Origin of the sequence: Nesterenkonia sp. LB17, assembly GCF_022565915.1 — a bacterium.
In the GTDB taxonomy this organism is placed as follows: domain Bacteria; phylum Actinomycetota; class Actinomycetes; order Actinomycetales; family Micrococcaceae; genus Nesterenkonia.
In genome coordinates, this window is record NZ_JAJOYX010000002.1 from 71,748 (window position 1) to 86,979 (window position 15,232).

Here is a 15,232-nt window from a genome sequence, read left to right on the forward strand (position 1 = left end):
CGTCTACGGGCAGCTCAGCCCATCCCCAGGGCCAGGGAGATGAGCTCGAAGGAGCGGTGATCGATCACCAGGTCTGCCTGCTCGGCCAGTGCGGGCTTCGCGCAGAAGGCGATCCCCACTCCGGCGGCCGCCAGCATGTCCAGGTCGTTGGCGCCATCGCCGACGGCGACCACGTTGCGGGGGAGCAGCCCCTGTGACGCCGACCACTGTTCAAGATACTCCCTCTTGGCCGCACGGTCGACGACGGCGCCCCGGACGGTCCCCTCCAGGGTTCCCTGCGCCGAGATGGCCAGGTCATTGGCGTGGTAGCCGGTGAGTCCCAGATCAGCGGCCAGCGGAGCCAGCACCTGGAGGAACCCGCCGGAGACGGCGTAGCTGGGCCAGCCGCGGCGGCGCAGGTCTGCGAGCAGCTCGCGGGCGCCCTGCGTGGGGGTGATCGCGGCGAGGGTGGAATCGATCACGCCCTCGGGCAGTCCGGTGAGCGCCTGGACCCGCTGGTGCAGCGAGGCCGCGAAGTCGATCTCTCCGCGCATCGCGCGCTCGGTGACCTCGGCGACCTCGGCCTCGCGGCCGGCGTCGCGGGCCAGCAGCTCGATGACCTCCTGGTCGATGAGCGTGGAGTCCACGTCCATCAGCAGCATCAGCCGGCCGTCCTCGGCGTGCAGCTGGGCCCGCCGCGGGGCGGGCAGCACCGTCTGGGTGACCGTGCCCTCGAGCTGATGAGCGGCGTCTTCGAGCAGCGAGACCGCCAGCTGCGAGCCGTAGGAGTCATCGGAGTCATCGAGCGTCAGGGACCAGCGCACGGCGGAGACCTCGGTGCCGTCGCCCAGCGGGACCTGGCGCAGCTCCACGCTGTGCACGACGCCGCGCCGGGAGAACTCGTGGGTCAGCGAGCGGATGAGCGGCCCGTCCAGCTCAGCGGCCGCCAACATGGCCACCGTGCCGTGGGGGAGATCAGGGCTGGGCAGATCAAGTGTGCGGAGATCATGGTGAGGGTGCGCAGTCATAGCGTGTTCAGCCTATAGCGCCTCATCGGGTTCGATAGTGTTGGGCCCATGAGCCCTGTCCTCGATATCCAGAATGTCAGCGTGCGCCGCGGGCGCAAGAAACTCCTCGATGACGTCTCCTGGACGGTGAACGAGGACGAGCGCTGGGTGATTCTGGGGCCGAACGGGGCGGGCAAGACCACTCTGCTGCAGATCGCCGCCGCCCGGATGTTCCCGACCACCGGTACGGCCGCGATCCTCGATGAGCAGCTCGGCGCCGTCGACGTCTTCGAGCTGCGCCCGCTGATCGGCTTCAGCTCCAACTCGCTGACCACCACGGTCCCGATGCAGGAGACGGCGCTCAACGTCGTCGTCACCGCCGCCTACGGGGTCACCGGACGCTGGCGCGAGGAGTACGAGCAGCTCGATGAGCGCCGGGCCTTCGCGCTGCTCAACGAGTGGGGCGTGGGCACGGTCTTCGACCGTCCCTTCGGCACCCTCTCCGAGGGGGAGCGCAAGCGGGTCCAGATCGCCCGGGCGCTGATGACCGACCCAGAGCTGCTGCTGCTCGACGAGCCCGGCGCCGGACTGGACCTGGGCGGACGCGAGGCGCTCGTGGCGCGGACCAGCGAGCTGGTCCGCAGCGAAGAGGCTCCCACCACCGTGCTGGTCACCCACCACCTCGAAGAGATCCCGCCCGGCTTCACCCACGTGCTGCTGCTGCGCGACGGCAAGACCGTCGCCGCGGGACCGATCGAGGAGACCATGACCTCGGCGAACCTCTCCACCACCTTTGACACCGAGCTTGATCTGATCCACCGCGACGGGCGCTATTCGGCCTTCAAGAAGCAGCCCGAGGCGGCTGTGGCCGGCTCCATGGCTGCTCCGGCGGCTGGGCTGTCGCAGGCTCGTGGTTGATGGAGGCGCTCGCTGACTTCTTCCTGAACGAGCTCAGCGTCGCGCAGCTGCTGCTGATCCTGGTGGCCGGGATCTGGGCCGGCGCGATCAACACGGTGGTCGGCTCCGGCACCCTGGTGACCTTCCCGGTGCTGGTCGCCATGGGAGTGCCGCCGGTCTCGGCCACGGTCTCCAATGCGATGGGCCTCATCGCCGGGAACTTCACCGGCGCCTGGGGGTACCGGCGCGAGATCCGGCAGGTGAAGTCGGTGCTGGTGAAGCTGGTGCCGGCCTCGATCCTGGGCGGCGTCATCGGCGCCACGCTGCTGATCACCCTGCCCGAGGAGATCTTCGGGAGGGTCGCCCCGATCCTGATCGTGGTCTCGCTGGGCTTCGTCATCGCCCAGCCCAGACTCTCGGCCTGGGTCCGGGCGCGCGCCGCGGCCCGGGAGTCCGACGCCGGGGCCGCCGGAGCATCCGGGGCTGCCGGAACTTCCCGGCCGGCCGAATCCGGTGCGGGTGACGCGCCCACGGCGGGCAGGCCCTCGATGCCCACGGTGAGCCTGGCGCTGATGCTGCTGGTCTTCGCGGCCGGCATCTACGGCGGCTACTTCGTCGCCGCGCAGGGGATCCTGCTCATGGGCATCCTCGGGATCTTCCTGATGGCCAACATCCAACAGGCCAACGGCGTGAAGAACCTGCTGGTCGCCGTCGTGAACCTCACCGCCGCGATCAGCTACGTGTTCGTGGACTATGTGCTGCGCGAAGCCGGGGACCGCGTGATCCTCTGGGAGGTGGTGGTGGTCATCGCCGTGGGCTCCACGCTGGGCGGCCTCATCGGCGCCTGGGTGGGACGCCGCCTCTCGCCGCTGGTGCTGCGAATGATCATCGTCACCCTGGGCCTGGTGGCGCTGTTCGTGATGCTGCGCAACCTCTTCGTCGCCTGCCCCCCCCTCGCACCCCCCGGGGGGGTTGAGTTCTCCGGCTACTACGTAACCGCCGGAAAACTCAACCACCCGGGAGGGTTAGGTTCTTCGCGACCGGCGCCGGACAGGGGCACGGCCGATTTGATATAGTGCTGTGTTGGTCCAAACTCGGCCCACCCTCAGTTCCACGCCTCTGGCAAAATCCAGCGGCAGATGAAAAGGACACACTCCATGAAGTCTGATATCCACCCCAAGTACGAGCCGGTCATCTTCAACGACCTGGCCTCCGGTGAGAAGATCCTCACCCGCTCCACCACCTCCTCGAAGAAGACCATGGAGTGGGAAGACGGCAACACCTACCCGGTCATCGACGTCGAGATCTCCGCCGCTTCGCACCCGTTCTACACGGGCAAGCAGCGCATCATGGACTCCGAGGGTCGCGTCGAGCGCTTCAACGCACGCTTCAAGGGCTTCGGCGGCAAGAAGTAGGCAGTTCACGCTTCTGGCGTCTCAAGCATCCTCAGCAGGGCCGCAGTCACCTCGACTGCGGCCCTGCTGCTGTCTCAAGGCCCTGGGCAGTGAGGCGCAACGCCGACTAGAATGAGTCATGACCAAGACCGGCCGGAACACCGCCGCGGCGGTGCTGCTCGTGGCAGCGGCAGCGCTGGCGCTGCTGGGGGTATTGGTCCATCACAGTTTCACGGCTGAGTACGGCATCATCACGCATAGTGCAGTCGAGGGCCTGGTCTGGGGATTTACGGCCGGCCTCTCCGGAGCAGCTCTCGTGCTGGTCGGGGTCGTCGCCGTGTTCGCCCTGGTGCTCTCACCGCGACCGTGGATGCGGTGGACGGCCGTCGCCATCCCGGTCCTGATGCTGATCGGGATGCTTGCTCTCACCCCCTTGGCGCTCCAGCAGAAGACTGAGGCCCAGTACGACGCCGTTCCGCAATGCGTGACCGAGGGTTCGGGTGAGCCCGCTGCCGCTGCAGAGCGTGAGTCCCAGCGGGCATTCGACTCCATCGAACACATCGGATACTTCGGCGCCGGCGGCGCCAGTGGGGTCGATGGCTGTGACCGCAGCTTGGTGGTCTCCGAAGAGGTCGATGTGCTCGAGCACTATCGTGCAGCGCTGCCCGAGGCGGGCTGGGAGGTGATCGAGGACGACGGACGCCACCTGCGGGCCCAGCGGGAGGGGATGGCGTTCGAAGTGGCGCTCTGCCCCGGAGGCGGCGTCGTGTGGGCTGGAAGCGACGACGGCGCCGGTGCGCAGTGCGAGCCTGGCTGACCCGGAGCTGTCCTGCAGGGTCACCGCTGCGCGGGTGCTCTCAGTCGTCAGCGACCACCGGGTAGATGTAGTTCATGAAGCACAGCGCCGCGATCGCGGTGCCATAGGCCTTGGAGGGGACGATCGACTCCACGATGTAGCGGATGCCGCTCAGCTCGAAGTGCTGGTAGCCGTTGTAGTACAGCTCATCGAGCATGTCGCGAAGATGAGGTTTGACGTCCTCCTCGCCCATCCCCCCGCCGAACTCGCACACCAGGCCGCCCTGCTTCTCCCCGTTCTCATCGTGGAGCAGTCCGTAGATGATCCCTGCGGTGGCCCGCTCGCCGGGGCCGCACGAGAACTCAGCCACGATGGACTCCATCACCTCGCCATGGGCGATCGCCTTGCGACCGGGATACTCCTTCAGCACCGCAGTCTTCGGCAGGATCGAGCTGTACGTCATGATGTTCGCCATCTCGATCCCGGCGTCGTGGAGTGCCAGGTGGTAGGACCCCGCGTGGATGGTCACATCACTCTCACCCTTCCCCTGCGTCTCGAAGTAATCACAGGGTATGCGGTTGCCAATTTTCATAGATCTACTCCAAACGTGGGGCTCTGTCGATCACGGGGACGGTGCATGCCCGTCGGCTCTGCAGCTCCCCGAGGTCCGACATCGCAGATGTTCAGGGCGCCCCTGGAACGGAGGGACGCCTGTCACGGTGCACTGACCACGCTAGGTCGGGAGGCCGGCCCTGCATCACAGTGATGGGCGAACCCCCGCGTGGACTACGGGGGAACCCCCGTGATTCCCGGTGGTGAAACATTCCTGCCCCTGCTCGCCCTATCACCGGCAGGAATAGGATTGCCCCATGACGGACACGCATCAGCAGCACGGGGAGTACAAGGTCGTGGGCGGCAAGCTCGTCGTCGTCGACCTCCACTCCGACCTTGATCCCCGCACCCACCCGCGCGACGCGCGCATCACCGCCGCCTCGGTCAACGGGGACTTCTTCCTGGAGCCCGATGAGGCGCTGGACTCGCTCAATGCCGCGCTGATCGGGCTGCCGACCCGCGCCACCCGGGAGGAGATCGCCGAATCCGTGCGCGCCGAGCTGCCCGCGGAGGCCCATATGTTCGGCTTCGACGAATACGCCATCGCCACCGCGGTGCGCCGCGCCCTGGGCCATGCCACCCGCTGGGAGGACCACGACTGGGAGGTCATGCCGGCGGTGCAGATGCCCGTGGAGATGCACGTGGCGCTGGATCAGGTCCTCACCGAGGAGGTGGGCCGCGGCACCCGGCCGCCGCTGATGCGGATGTGGGACTACGCCGGCCGGGCCGTGGTGATCGGTTCCTTCCAGTCCCTGGTCAACGAGGTCGACTCCGAGGCCGCCGAGCGGCTCGACGCCACCGTGGTGCGGCGGATCACCGGCGGGGGAGCGATGTACATGGACGAGGGCAGCTTCGTCACCTACTCGCTCTCGGTGCCGCAGTCCCTGGTGGACGGGCTCAGCTTCGCCGACTCCTACCCGTTCCTGGACGCCTGGGCGATGGAGGCGCTGACCTCGATCGGGATCACCGCCTCGTATAAGCCGCTCAACGACATCGTCTCCACCGAGGGCAAGATCGGCGGGGCCGCGCAGAAGCGACTGGCCAGCGGCGGAATGGTGCACCACGTGACCATGAGCTACGACATGAACGCCGACGACATGCTCCAGGTGCTGCGCATCGGGCGGGAGAAGATCTCCGACAAGGGGATCACCTCCGCAGCGAAGCGGGTGGATCCGCTGCGCAGCCAGACCGGGCTGGCCCGAGCGGAGATCCTGGACGCGTTCGTGCAGACCTTCGCCACCAAGTACGGGGCGCGGATCGCCGAGATCCGTCCCGAGGAGCTGGCCCGCGCCGAACAGCTGGTGAAGGAGAAGTTCAGCACTCCGGAATGGACCGCCAGAGTCCCCTGAGCTGGGAGGATACAGAGTCCGACGACGGGGCTGAGGTCCACGATTCGCGGTCCAGTTCAGCGTCGTGCTAATGTTTCTTGTCGTTGCCTCTGAGGCAAAAACAAGATGCGCGGGTGGCGGAATAGGTAGACGCGCTAGCTTGAGGTGCTAGTCCTCGTAAAGAGGGTAGGGGTTCAAGTCCCCTTCCGCGCACATCTGAGAACGAAGCAAAGACCCCGGTCTGACATGGAGCAATCCATGTCGGCCGGGGTCTTTTGCTTGCCTCCTTCAGAAGGGCACCTGGGTGGCGAGCAGCCCGGCCGCCGGTGCGCGACCGCTGGTGACGCGGCAGAACTCAAACGGGTCCATGGCGAAGTGCTCTCCGCCCCCGCCGGCGTTCCCGCCGTCGCCGAATGTCCAGTGCCCGCCGGCGGGTCCGCTGAGCTCGAGGACGACGGGCCGCCCGTGGCGCAGGGCCCACTCGTGGACGGCGTCGTCGACGATGACGCCCTCATGGTCGGCCGTGGCGAGCATCTCCATGCCCGTGGCCCGGGTGATGTCGATCCGGTGCATGAACGGGTCGCGGGTCAGGATCACGTCGAACAGGTAGCCGAAGGTCCATCGCCCGTCGGTCTCCTCCTCCATGGTCTGGTTTCGCAGGAACGTCGGTGAGCGGCGCCGGTTGCGGAGAGCCTGTGGGCTCAGCCTCCGGTACTGACGGGCGACCTCCTCGGCGGTGAGCGCTGCGTTCTTCTCGACTTGGAGCGCGGTGAGCGCGTCGATCTGCAGGCCGCCGCGGCGCCGTGCGCGCAGGGCGGCCGTCGCCTGCTGGCGGATCATCTCGGGCACCGAGGCCGCCATCTGGACCATCCCCAGCATGTGCCCGGCCATCGCGCGCACATCCCACTCGGGGCAGTCGGTCTGGGCGGCCCACTGTTCAGGGGTGAGCTGGTCCAAGAGATCGGCGACGCGCGCGTATTCGGTGGCGGCGAGCTGGGTCGCGAGGGCGCGGTCCAGCTGGGGGAGGCGGGCCTCCCGGGTCAACTCTTGCTGCTTGGTGCTCATGACTGCTCCTTAGGCAGTGGGTGGTTCTGGAGTCAGGGCAGGCCGAGGTCGTCGGCCAGCATGTCGATGGCACGGTCGAGCAGTCGAGCCCAGCGGTCTCCGCCGGGATCGTTGGCGTGTTGAGAATCCACCAGGCCCCCTACCAGCGCGGTGAACAGGTCGAGGTCCTCTTGTGCCGTGATGCCGTGACGAATGAAGATCTCGCGAGCGAGGTCCAGGGTCGCGACGGCAGGGGCGTAGTTGTGCGCGCTCGGGGTGAAGCCCGGGATCGTCCGCAGATTCATCAATTGATGTCGGGGAAGGTCGCTGACGGCGAAGTCGAAGAAGCTCCGCGCGATGAACCGGAGCGCCTCGCGCGCGTCCTCCGGGACCTGGTCCCGCAGGGACTCGAACTGCGTGAGACATTCGGCCCAGGCCTGCCCGAACATGGCGTCGTAGATCGCGTGTTTGGATCCGAAGTGCGTATAGAGCGACGGCGCGCGCATGCCGACCCGCTCGGCCACCCCGCGCAGGGTGATCTCCGCGAGCCCCGCCTCACGCGCCATGGACCAGGCCGCGTCGAGGATTTCGAGCTGCGTGGCCTCACGCCGTTCGGCCTGCCTATCACGCGTAGTTCCACCTAACATAGTTAGGATTCAAGCACCGGCGCGTATGGCCTGTCCAGGGTTCGGGTCCTCATCCCCGCCCCTCAACGCAGGGGGCGCCGCTCAGCCGTCGTTGGCGTTGCCTCGGTCGGCGTAGTCCTCCGGGTCACCGCCGTCGTGCTGTGCCCACTGCTCCGCGCAGGTGCCCCCGGGGGGATTCGGCTCCCAGTCGGCGCGGGCCTGGGACTGCTGCCACAGGTTCTGGTCGACCTCTTCCTGGGACTGTCCGCCCCGCACGAGCGTCGAGGTCTCGATGCCTTCCCAGCAGGCGAAGTGGGACTCCAGGTGTTCCCACTCATCGATCTGCAGGTAGTCCGGGTGGCACAGCGGGTCCGGCATCGCTCCGCTGCCGTCCCAGTCTTGCGGCCAACCTGCCGGCTGGGCGCCGTCGTTGTGCGCGGCTTTCGCGGCCAGTGCCTCGTCGTCGTTGCAGTGCAGATGGAAGACCTCGCTGCCGTCGTCCTCCTCCGGAGAGATGTAGAAGAACTCCACGCCATCGGGCCCGCCGATGAGCTGCTGGCCTCCGGGGTGCTGCTCAGCGTCACCCTCAGCGGCATCCGCGGTGCCCGGTCCGGCGGCATCTGACTCGGCGGGGGCGTCTTCGTCGCTGGTGTCTGCCGCAGCCTCTGCGGTCTCACTGGAACTCGACGCCGGCTCCTCAGCCGCAGCGACATCGTCGGCAGGATCATTCTCGGCGGGAACATCGGCCGCGCAGGAGGAGAGCAGCAGGGCCGCTCCGACGGTCGAGAATACCGGAATCCAGCGTCTGTCAGGCATGTTCACACCATACATATCGCTGATTCTGAAGTGAATAACAATGAGCAATCATCTTGGCCGAGCCGAGCGGGGAAACCTTGCGATCCTGGCGTGTCGCCTGGCAAGCCTGGCCGACGCGCTGCGTCATCTCCTTGAGCGCACCTGGTTCCTCCTGGAAAAAGCCCGTGTGCTAGCGTCATACGGTCTCCGGCAGGGGCCTCCACCCGCGCCGGATTCCCCGGTCGCGGTGCATGTCTCGGCAACAGACTTCAGACCGTTCATCTCGCCGACTTCGCCACGTGTTCAGAGACGGAGCAGCCGATGAAGCACCATGCCGAGGACGCCCCCTCGACGCCTCGGCGAGAACCGTCTGATGTCCGGTCCGCGGAGGAGCAGCACGGCTCGTCGTCGGTGATCGCAGCAGGAACCCCGCGCATCAACTACGCACTGATCCTCGGCTCCACCCTGGCGCTGACCGCTATCGGGCTCACCATGGTCTTCTCCACCACCGCGATCAACGCTTTCGGCGACGCCGAGGGCAGCACCGGCGTATTCCGGGGTCAGGCAGAGTGGGCGGCGGTCGGGCTGCTGGGGATGATGCTGGTCTCCCGGGTCAGAGTGCAGCTCCTGGGGGCTCTCGGCTGGGCGCTCATGGCGCTGTCCTGTGTGCTGCTGGTGCTGATGGTCGTCACGCCGCTGGGTGTCGAAGCAGGCGGGAGCACCAATTGGATCCGGCTCGGCCCCATCACGGGTCAGCCCTCCGAGGTGGCGAAGCTCGCGCTGGTGGTCTGGGGCTCCACGGTTCTCACCCGCAGAGCCAGCGGCGACCGGAGGCTCCTTGACTGGCTGGTCCCGATCGTGATGCCGGGGGCGCTCGTGGTGCTCACACTGGTCTGGATGGGCGGCGATCTCGGCACAAGTCTGATCATCATCTTGATCGTCGGTGCCCTGCTGTTCAGCGCTGGCATCGCCAAGCGATACCTCCTCATCACGGCGGGGGCCGCCCTGGCTGCGGTGGTCCTGCTGATGTGGACCACGCCTTACCGGATGATGCGGGTCTCTGCCTGGCTGCGCCTGAACTGTGATCATCCGCTCGGGCCCTGCCGGCAGTGGGAACAAGGCTTCTCTGCACTCACCTCAGGGGGCTTCTGGGGCGTCGGGCTGGGGGAGTCCCGGCACCGGTCTTCCCTCCCGGAGGCAGAGCATGACTTCATCTTCAGCATCCTCGGCGAGGAGCTCGGCCTGCTGGGCGCAGCGGTGGTGCTGGGACTCTTCGCGGTGCTGTTGCTGGGAATCCTCCGGGTGGTCGCCGCATCCCAAGACAGGTTCATCCGCCTCATCGGCACCGGCGTGGCTGTATGGATCGCCGGTCAGGCGTTCCTCAACATCGGCATGGTCACCGGTCTGCTTCCCGTGGTGGGGGTGCCGCTGCCCTTCATCTCTGCCGGTGGTTCCGCGCTGACCTGCGTCCTGCTCGGCGTCGGGGTGCTTCTGAACTTCGCGCGAGGCCAACACCTCGACCGGCAGTCCGCACTCCGTTCCGCGCGGTGAGGGGCGCCGTCGGTTCGCCCGCTGGCCCAGCGCGGCCAGGCGTGCCGCCTCAGTGATTCGCCGCTGCCGCGTCGTGGGCCGCTTGGCCTGGGTGGACCGCATCCTGACCGAGCTCAAGCCGCTCTTCGACTCCCTCGATGAGCTGCCGGCCCACTTCACCGCCCAGGAGCAGGCAGCGATCAACCGGTATCTCCGCCTCGCGGCCCAGCAGCTGACCGAGTTCGCCGCGGGACTTGGCCATGATGATGACGAGGGTGTCAGAACAGAGCAGCCCAAGGCCCGGATCTTGGGGTGAACTACCCGGAGATTCCGCCCCTCAACGGGGGTCGCACCTAGCTCAGCGAAGCGTGCGTCAAAGGAATGCTCTTCGCCCAGGCCCATGTAGAGGGTCCGGGCCTGCGGCGATCCAGAAGTTTGGCAGATCGCGCTGATGGAGCAGAAGAACACCCACCACCACGCACTGAGGGGCGGATTCTCCGACTACATCGGGCCATTTCGGGCCCAACTGGTCGGAGAATCCGCCCCTCAACGGGAAGGTTCGCCCCTCAACGGGGACGGAAGAGAAGTGTCAGCGCGGGGCGGTGCCTGCGCCGGGGTTGCCGGGGTTGCGGCCTGAACGGCTGCGCACGGTGCGGAAGACTTTGCGGCCGAGCCACATGAGGACTGTTCTGATGATCATCTTCGGAGCATAGCCGAGCCCCCACCCCGCCCAGCACACGCGAGCTGAACAGGGCCTGGGCAAGTCAAACTCGATAGGCTGATGGGAGAAGAATCCCAACCCCAGGAGACGCCCTGTGAGCATCGCCCCCGGCACGAATCCCGCAGATCCCGCCGCAGCAGCCGAGACCGAGGTCATCGACTTCTGCCGCGACCTGATCCGCTTCGACACCTCCAACTGGGGCGAGGGCAGGTCCAACGGGGAGCGTGAGGCCGCAGAATACTGCGCCGCGGTGATGCGTCAGGCCGGGCTGGTGCCGGAGATCTACGAATCCGCTCCGGGGCGCACCTCGGTGGTGGCCCGGATGAAGGGCGCCGACCCGGAGCCCGGCGCGCTGGTGGTGCACGGGCACCTCGACGTCGTCCCCGCCCAGGCGGAGGACTGGCAGGTCGACCCCTTCGCCGCGGAGATCCGTGACGGGATGATCTGGGGCCGCGGCGCCGTGGACATGAAGGACATGAACGCGATGATCCTCGCCGCGATGCTGCGGATGCACCGCGAGGGCCACCAGCCCCAGCGCGACCTGATCTTCGCCTTCTTCGCCGATGAGGAGGACAACGGCAGGTTCGGCGCGAAATGGATGGTCGAGCACCACCCCGAGGTCTTCGACGGGGCCACCGAGGCCATCAGCGAGGTCGGCGGGTTCTCCACCGACGTCGCCGGCCAGCGCGCCTACCTGATCCAGACCGGGGAGAAGGGGCTGCACTGGACCAAGATGACCGCCTCCGGCACCGCCGGGCACGGCTCGGCCGTCCACAGCGACAACGCCGTGGTCCGGCTCGGCGCGGCCGTGGCCGCCATCGGCGAATACGAATGGCCGCTGGACTACACCAAGACCACCCGGGCACTGATGGAGCAGCTCTCCGAGCTCACCGGGATCCCGTTCGACGAGAAGGACCCCTCGAAGCTGCTCGAGGCCACCGGCAGCGCCTCGAAGTTCATCGCCGCCACGCTGCGCAACACCTCCAATCCGACTCTGCTCGAGGGCGGCTACAAGCACAACGTGGTCCCCGGCTCCGCCTCCGCGCTGGTCGACGCGCGCACCCTCCCGGAGCAGGACGACCAGGTCGCCGCGAAGCTCAAGGAGCTGGCCGGGGAGAAGGTCAGCTTCGAGCTGCTCAACGGCGGGCCTTCGCTGGAGGTCCCCTTCTCCGGGCTGCTGGTCGAACAGATGGTCGCTTCGCTGAAGGCCGAGGACCCCGAGGCCGTGGTGCTGCCCTACATGCTCGGCGGCGGCACCGACAACAAGCACCTGGCCTCGCTGGGGATCTCCGGCTATGGCTTCGCCCCGCTGCAGCTCCCCGCCGACTTGGACTTCACCGGCATGTTCCACGGCGTGGACGAACGGGTCCCCACCGAGGCGCTGACCTTCGGCGTCCGCGTGCTGCACCGCTTCCTCGCCGTCCAGTAAGTACCGCAGCAGACGACCCCGGCGGACGGCCCTGAGCTGCGCGCCGGCACATCACCTTCCAAGCAACACCCGAGCCCCCACCGCAGGAGCGCACCATGGACCCCGTCACCACCGTGCTGAGCCCGGAGCTGCTGGCGCGCATCGCCGCCCGCGCCCCCGGATACGACGCCCGCAACGAGTTCTGCCACGAGGACCTCGCCGAGCTCACCGAGGCCGGGTACCTGCGGGCCATGGTCCCGGCGCAGATGGGCGGGCTCGACTGGGACCTGCCGACCCTCGTCGCCGCGCAGCGTCGGCTCGCGGCCGCCGCACCGGCCACGGCGCTCGCGGTGAACATGCACCACATCTGGGTGTCCGTGGCGCGCAGCATGGTCGCCGGCGGGCACGACGCCTTCGAGCAGGTGCTGAAGGAGGCCGCAGCCGGGGAGATCTTCGCCTTCGGCATCTCCGAGGCCGGCAACGACGCGGTGCTCTTCGACTCCACGACCCAGGCAGTCCTTGACGACGACGGCGCGGTCAGCTTCACCGGCACCAAGATCTTCACCACCTTGTCCCCGGTCTGGACCCGGCTGGGCCTCTTCGGCAAGGACACCGCCGCCACCGGGCAGGAGGGGGAGACCCCGCTGATCTTCGGGTTCCTCGAGCGCGAGGCCCCGGGCTGGCGCACCATCGAGAACTGGGACACCCTCGGGATGCGCGCCACCCAGTCCCACGCCACCGCCCTGGAAGGGGCCAGGATCCCGGCGGAGCGGATCGTGCGACGGCTCCCGGTGGGACCGAACCCGGACCCGCTGGTCTTCGCGATCTTCTCCTCGTTCCTGACCCTGCTCGCCGCGGTCTACACCGGGATCGGGGACCGCGCGCTGACCCTGGGCGCGGAGCTGGTGGCCCAGCGCCGCTCGCTGCTCAGCGGGGAGACCATGGACCGGGACCCCGACGCCCGGTACAAGCTGGCCGAGGCTCAGCTGGCCCAGCTGTCCCTGGATTCTCAGCTGCGCGGACTCGCCGCGGAGATCGAAGCCGGAGCCGAGCACGGCGCCTCCTGGTCGCCCCGGCTGGCGGCGCTGCGCACCAGCGCCACGCGGACCGCGCGGAAGGTGCTGGACCTGGTCCTGGGAGTCAGCGGGGGAGCGCAGTACCACCGCGAGTCCGAGCTCAGCCGGCTCTACCGCGACGTGCTCGCCGGGATCCACCACCCCTCCGACGACGAATCGGCGCACCGGACGCTGGCGAACTACACCCTCGGCCCGCTCTGAGCCGCCCCCTCTGGCAGGCCTGTGCTGACCGGCCCGCGGAGACCGTCCTGCGCTGAGCCGACCTCCGGGCCGCGTCACCACCTGCCTGCCCTACAGCGTGCGCTGGACCCGCATCACCCGGCGGCGCAGCCAGTATCGACGCATTCCGCCGGTATAGATCATGGAGCGGCGCAGCTCCCATTTGCCGTACTCCGCGTGGTCGGTGACCCGGCGGCGAACCTCTTTCAGCGACTCCTGCGGCTGGCAGGTGATGACCATGTATTCCCAGGTGGGGCCGGCGTCGTCGGTCGTGGTGTAGAGCTCGGCCATGGGCTGGGACCACCAGTTCTGCTGGGTCATCAGAGGTTCACCGTCACTTTCGTGGAGGAGCTTCAGCCTACGTCGGACAGAGTCTCGATCCGAGGTCTCAACCAGGACTTACCGAAGTGGTGTCTCGTTGGTACGGTGAGCATATGACTATGGATCCTCGCGTGGCACTCAACGCGCTGACGAACGCTCTCGAAGAGCACCTCTCCGCCTCGCTGAACCGCCGTGGGAATGAGGATCCGGCAGTGGAGTCCGCGTTCTACGAGATCTCCGACGCCTTCGAAGCCTACGAAGACGCGCTCTTCGCCGCCAGCGGCGAGGTCACCCCGCTGGACCTCTACGACGAGGACGACAGCGACGATGACGGCGACGATGACAGCGACGACGAGCTCGAAGAAGAAGAAGACGACGATGAGGACGACGACGGCGAGGCAGAGGTCTACGAGGAGGACGAGGAGCGCTAGGCGCTCAGCGACTCCAGCAGACCCAGCACCCCCCGTCCTCTCCCAGAGCATCTCCAGAGGTCTTTCAGCGGGTTCACAGCCCCGCGTGATCTTCGCCACTGTGGTCGGTCACCGGCAAGCAGACTCCGATGCTCTAAGCTCGGCCTGTGCAGTGGATAGAAGCAATCATTCTTGGCCTGGTGCAGGGCCTCACCGAGTTCCTCCCCATCTCATCCTCCGCGCACCTGCGGATCGTGGGGGAGTTCCTGCCTGGCGCCGCTGACCCCGGCGCGGCGTTCACCGCGATCACCCAGCTCGGCACCGAGTTCGCGGTGCTGGTCTATTTCTGGCGTGACATCGTGCGGATCGTGAAGGCCTGGTTCGCCGCCCTGATGGGCAAGCTGCCCCATTCCGACGCCGATGTGCGGATGGGCTGGCTCATCATCGTGGGCACCGTCCCGATCGTCGTGCTCGGGCTGCTCCTCGAGGACATGATCGAATCGGTCTTCCGCACGCTCTGGCTCACTGCGACGATGCTGGTGATCTTCGGCGTGCTCCTGGCCTTCGCCGACGCCTACGGCAAGCAGCGCAAACCGCTGGATCAGCTCAGCATCCGGGACGGTATCATCTTCGGCTTCGCCCAGGCCATGGCGCTGATCCCCGGGGTCTCCCGCTCCGGCGGCACGATCACCGCGGGTCTGCTGATGGGCTACACCCGTGAGGCCGCCGCCCGGTATTCCTTCCTGCTGGCCATCCCGGCGGTCTTCGGCTCCGGGTTCTACAAGCTCTTCGGCTCGCTGGGGGAGCAGACCGGCCCCTACACGATGGGCCAGACCATGGTCGCGACGGTCGTCGGGTTCTTCGTGGCCTATCTGATCATCGGCTGGTTCCTCAAATACGTCTCCACGAACTCCTACACCTTGTTCGTGAACTACCGGATTCTGCTGGGCCTGTTCGTGTACGTCATGCTGGGCCTCGGAATCATCAACGCCTGATCGGCGTTCAGTCAATAACGACTCTCTTCCCGGCAGCGGGTTCCGCGGCGGCTCAACGCTGCCGATCACCTGCC

17 protein-coding genes and 1 tRNA gene are annotated in these 15,232 nt (G+C 67.5%); 12 read left to right on the top strand and 6 right to left on the bottom strand.

Annotated elements, in window-relative coordinates; all coding sequences use genetic code 11:
• Positions 1 to 14: 14 nt before the first annotated feature.
• Positions 15 to 1,007 carry a phosphoserine phosphatase SerB gene (gene serB / locus LTH96_RS04130; protein WP_241464500.1) on the bottom strand — a complete coding sequence of 331 codons (993 nt, stop codon included), beginning with the start codon at positions 1,005 to 1,007 and terminating at the stop codon, positions 15 to 17.
• A 48-nt stretch (positions 1,008 to 1,055) separates the two neighbouring features.
• On the opposite strand from serB, the gene LTH96_RS04135 reads away from it, so the two are divergent.
• From LTH96_RS04135 to LTH96_RS04150, 4 genes are all read left to right on the top strand, one after another.
• On the top strand, positions 1,056 to 1,904 hold the full coding sequence (locus tag LTH96_RS04135; protein WP_241464501.1) for an ABC transporter ATP-binding protein: 849 nt from the start codon (positions 1,056 to 1,058) through the stop codon (positions 1,902 to 1,904).
• Positions 1,904 to 2,959: a sulfite exporter TauE/SafE family protein gene (locus tag LTH96_RS04140; RefSeq protein ID WP_241464502.1), complete on the top strand. Its 1,056-nt coding sequence runs from the start codon at positions 1,904 to 1,906 to the stop codon at positions 2,957 to 2,959. Before LTH96_RS04135 ends, LTH96_RS04140 begins: the two co-directional genes overlap by 1 nt.
• Positions 2,960 to 3,040: 81 nt before the next feature.
• Positions 3,041 to 3,298 (top strand): type B 50S ribosomal protein L31, encoded by a 258-nt coding sequence (locus LTH96_RS04145; RefSeq protein ID WP_036474713.1) that lies wholly within the window; start codon positions 3,041 to 3,043, stop codon positions 3,296 to 3,298.
• Positions 3,299 to 3,416: 118 nt separating this feature from the next.
• Positions 3,417 to 4,094: a hypothetical protein gene (locus LTH96_RS04150; RefSeq protein WP_241464503.1), complete on the top strand. Its 678-nt coding sequence runs from the start codon at positions 3,417 to 3,419 to the stop codon at positions 4,092 to 4,094.
• A gap of 40 nt (positions 4,095 to 4,134) precedes the next feature.
• On the opposite strand, the gene LTH96_RS04155 is transcribed toward LTH96_RS04150, so the two are convergent.
• Positions 4,135 to 4,665, bottom strand: coding sequence for a pyruvoyl-dependent arginine decarboxylase (locus LTH96_RS04155; RefSeq protein WP_255727100.1), 531 nt, complete (start codon positions 4,663 to 4,665; stop codon positions 4,135 to 4,137).
• 277 nt (positions 4,666 to 4,942) lie between these two features.
• Here LTH96_RS04155 and LTH96_RS04160 point away from each other — a divergent pair, with 277 nt between their 5' ends.
• Both LTH96_RS04160 and LTH96_RS04165 read left to right on the top strand, forming a co-directional pair.
• Positions 4,943 to 6,034 (top strand): biotin/lipoate A/B protein ligase family protein, encoded by a 1,092-nt coding sequence (locus LTH96_RS04160; RefSeq protein WP_241464505.1) that lies wholly within the window; start codon positions 4,943 to 4,945, stop codon positions 6,032 to 6,034.
• A 107-nt stretch (positions 6,035 to 6,141) separates the two neighbouring features.
• Positions 6,142 to 6,226: transfer RNA gene (locus LTH96_RS04165), tRNA-Leu, on the top strand.
• 75 nt (positions 6,227 to 6,301) lie between these two features.
• Here the strand turns inward: LTH96_RS04165 and LTH96_RS04170 are convergent.
• From LTH96_RS04170 to LTH96_RS04180, 3 genes are all read right to left on the bottom strand, one after another.
• Positions 6,302 to 7,078 carry a maleylpyruvate isomerase family mycothiol-dependent enzyme gene (locus tag LTH96_RS04170; protein ID WP_241464506.1) on the bottom strand — a complete coding sequence of 259 codons (777 nt, stop codon included), beginning with the start codon at positions 7,076 to 7,078 and terminating at the stop codon, positions 6,302 to 6,304.
• A gap of 32 nt (positions 7,079 to 7,110) precedes the next feature.
• Positions 7,111 to 7,704: a TetR/AcrR family transcriptional regulator gene (locus tag LTH96_RS04175; protein WP_241464507.1), complete on the bottom strand. Its 594-nt coding sequence runs from the start codon at positions 7,702 to 7,704 to the stop codon at positions 7,111 to 7,113.
• Positions 7,705 to 7,785: 81 nt separating this feature from the next.
• Positions 7,786 to 8,499 carry a hypothetical protein gene (locus LTH96_RS04180; protein ID WP_241464508.1) on the bottom strand — a complete coding sequence of 238 codons (714 nt, stop codon included), beginning with the start codon at positions 8,497 to 8,499 and terminating at the stop codon, positions 7,786 to 7,788.
• Between the two features lie 300 nt (positions 8,500 to 8,799).
• On the opposite strand from LTH96_RS04180, the gene LTH96_RS04185 reads away from it, so the two are divergent.
• The 4 genes from LTH96_RS04185 (at position 8,800) to LTH96_RS04200 (ending at position 13,414) form a co-directional block, all read left to right on the top strand.
• Positions 8,800 to 10,029, top strand: a complete 1,230-nt coding sequence (locus LTH96_RS04185; RefSeq protein WP_241464509.1) for an FtsW/RodA/SpoVE family cell cycle protein — start codon at positions 8,800 to 8,802, stop codon at positions 10,027 to 10,029.
• A 91-nt stretch (positions 10,030 to 10,120) separates the two neighbouring features.
• Positions 10,121 to 10,324 (top strand): hypothetical protein, encoded by a 204-nt coding sequence (locus LTH96_RS04190; RefSeq protein ID WP_241464510.1) that lies wholly within the window; start codon positions 10,121 to 10,123, stop codon positions 10,322 to 10,324.
• Positions 10,325 to 10,823: 499 nt separating this feature from the next.
• The gene (locus tag LTH96_RS04195; protein WP_241464511.1) at positions 10,824 to 12,158 is read left to right on the top strand and encodes a M20/M25/M40 family metallo-hydrolase; all 1,335 of its coding nucleotides are present in this window, start codon (positions 10,824 to 10,826) and stop codon (positions 12,156 to 12,158) included.
• Between the two features lie 95 nt (positions 12,159 to 12,253).
• Positions 12,254 to 13,414, top strand: a complete 1,161-nt coding sequence (locus LTH96_RS04200) for an acyl-CoA dehydrogenase family protein (RefSeq protein ID WP_241464512.1) — start codon at positions 12,254 to 12,256, stop codon at positions 13,412 to 13,414.
• 90 nt (positions 13,415 to 13,504) lie between these two features.
• Here LTH96_RS04200 and LTH96_RS04205 read toward each other — a convergent pair whose 3' ends face one another.
• Complete coding sequence (locus tag LTH96_RS04205) at positions 13,505 to 13,723, bottom strand: DUF5703 family protein (protein ID WP_241465073.1); 219 nt, start codon at positions 13,721 to 13,723, stop codon at positions 13,505 to 13,507.
• A gap of 143 nt (positions 13,724 to 13,866) precedes the next feature.
• Here LTH96_RS04205 and LTH96_RS04210 point away from each other — a divergent pair, with 143 nt between their 5' ends.
• Both LTH96_RS04210 and LTH96_RS04215 read left to right on the top strand, forming a co-directional pair.
• Entirely contained in the window at positions 13,867 to 14,184 is a 318-nt protein-coding gene (locus LTH96_RS04210) for a primosomal protein (protein ID WP_241464513.1), read from the top strand.
• A 146-nt stretch (positions 14,185 to 14,330) separates the two neighbouring features.
• The gene (locus tag LTH96_RS04215; protein WP_241464514.1) at positions 14,331 to 15,158 is read left to right on the top strand and encodes an undecaprenyl-diphosphate phosphatase; all 828 of its coding nucleotides are present in this window, start codon (positions 14,331 to 14,333) and stop codon (positions 15,156 to 15,158) included.
• The last annotated feature ends 74 nt before the right edge of the window (positions 15,159 to 15,232 follow it).

Bases quoted from the DNA above. Each gene is read 5' to 3' on its own strand.
- LTH96_RS04170 (WP_241464506.1), bottom strand. From the start codon at position 7,078: ATGAGCACCAAGCAGCAAGAGTTGACCCGGGAGGCCCGCCTCCCCCAG.
- LTH96_RS04185 (WP_241464509.1), top strand. From the start codon at position 8,800: ATGAAGCACCATGCCGAGGACGCCCCCTCGACGCCTCGGCGAGAACCG.
- LTH96_RS04180 (WP_241464508.1), bottom strand. From the start codon at position 8,499: ATGCCTGACAGACGCTGGATTCCGGTATTCTCGACCGTCGGAGCGGCC.
- LTH96_RS04175 (WP_241464507.1), bottom strand. From the start codon at position 7,704: ATGTTAGGTGGAACTACGCGTGATAGGCAGGCCGAACGGCGTGAGGCC.
- LTH96_RS04160 (WP_241464505.1), top strand. From the start codon at position 4,943: ATGACGGACACGCATCAGCAGCACGGGGAGTACAAGGTCGTGGGCGGC.
- LTH96_RS04200 (WP_241464512.1), top strand. From the start codon at position 12,254: ATGGACCCCGTCACCACCGTGCTGAGCCCGGAGCTGCTGGCGCGCATC.
- LTH96_RS04210 (WP_241464513.1), top strand. From the start codon at position 13,867: ATGACTATGGATCCTCGCGTGGCACTCAACGCGCTGACGAACGCTCTC.
- LTH96_RS04140 (WP_241464502.1), top strand. From the start codon at position 1,904: ATGGAGGCGCTCGCTGACTTCTTCCTGAACGAGCTCAGCGTCGCGCAG.
- serB (WP_241464500.1), bottom strand. From the start codon at position 1,007: ATGACTGCGCACCCTCACCATGATCTCCGCACACTTGATCTGCCCAGC.
- LTH96_RS04155 (WP_255727100.1), bottom strand. From the start codon at position 4,665: ATGAAAATTGGCAACCGCATACCCTGTGATTACTTCGAGACGCAGGGG.
- LTH96_RS04205 (WP_241465073.1), bottom strand. From the start codon at position 13,723: ATGGCCGAGCTCTACACCACGACCGACGACGCCGGCCCCACCTGGGAA.
- LTH96_RS04135 (WP_241464501.1), top strand. From the start codon at position 1,056: ATGAGCCCTGTCCTCGATATCCAGAATGTCAGCGTGCGCCGCGGGCGC.
- LTH96_RS04150 (WP_241464503.1), top strand. From the start codon at position 3,417: ATGACCAAGACCGGCCGGAACACCGCCGCGGCGGTGCTGCTCGTGGCA.
- LTH96_RS04145 (WP_036474713.1), top strand. From the start codon at position 3,041: ATGAAGTCTGATATCCACCCCAAGTACGAGCCGGTCATCTTCAACGAC.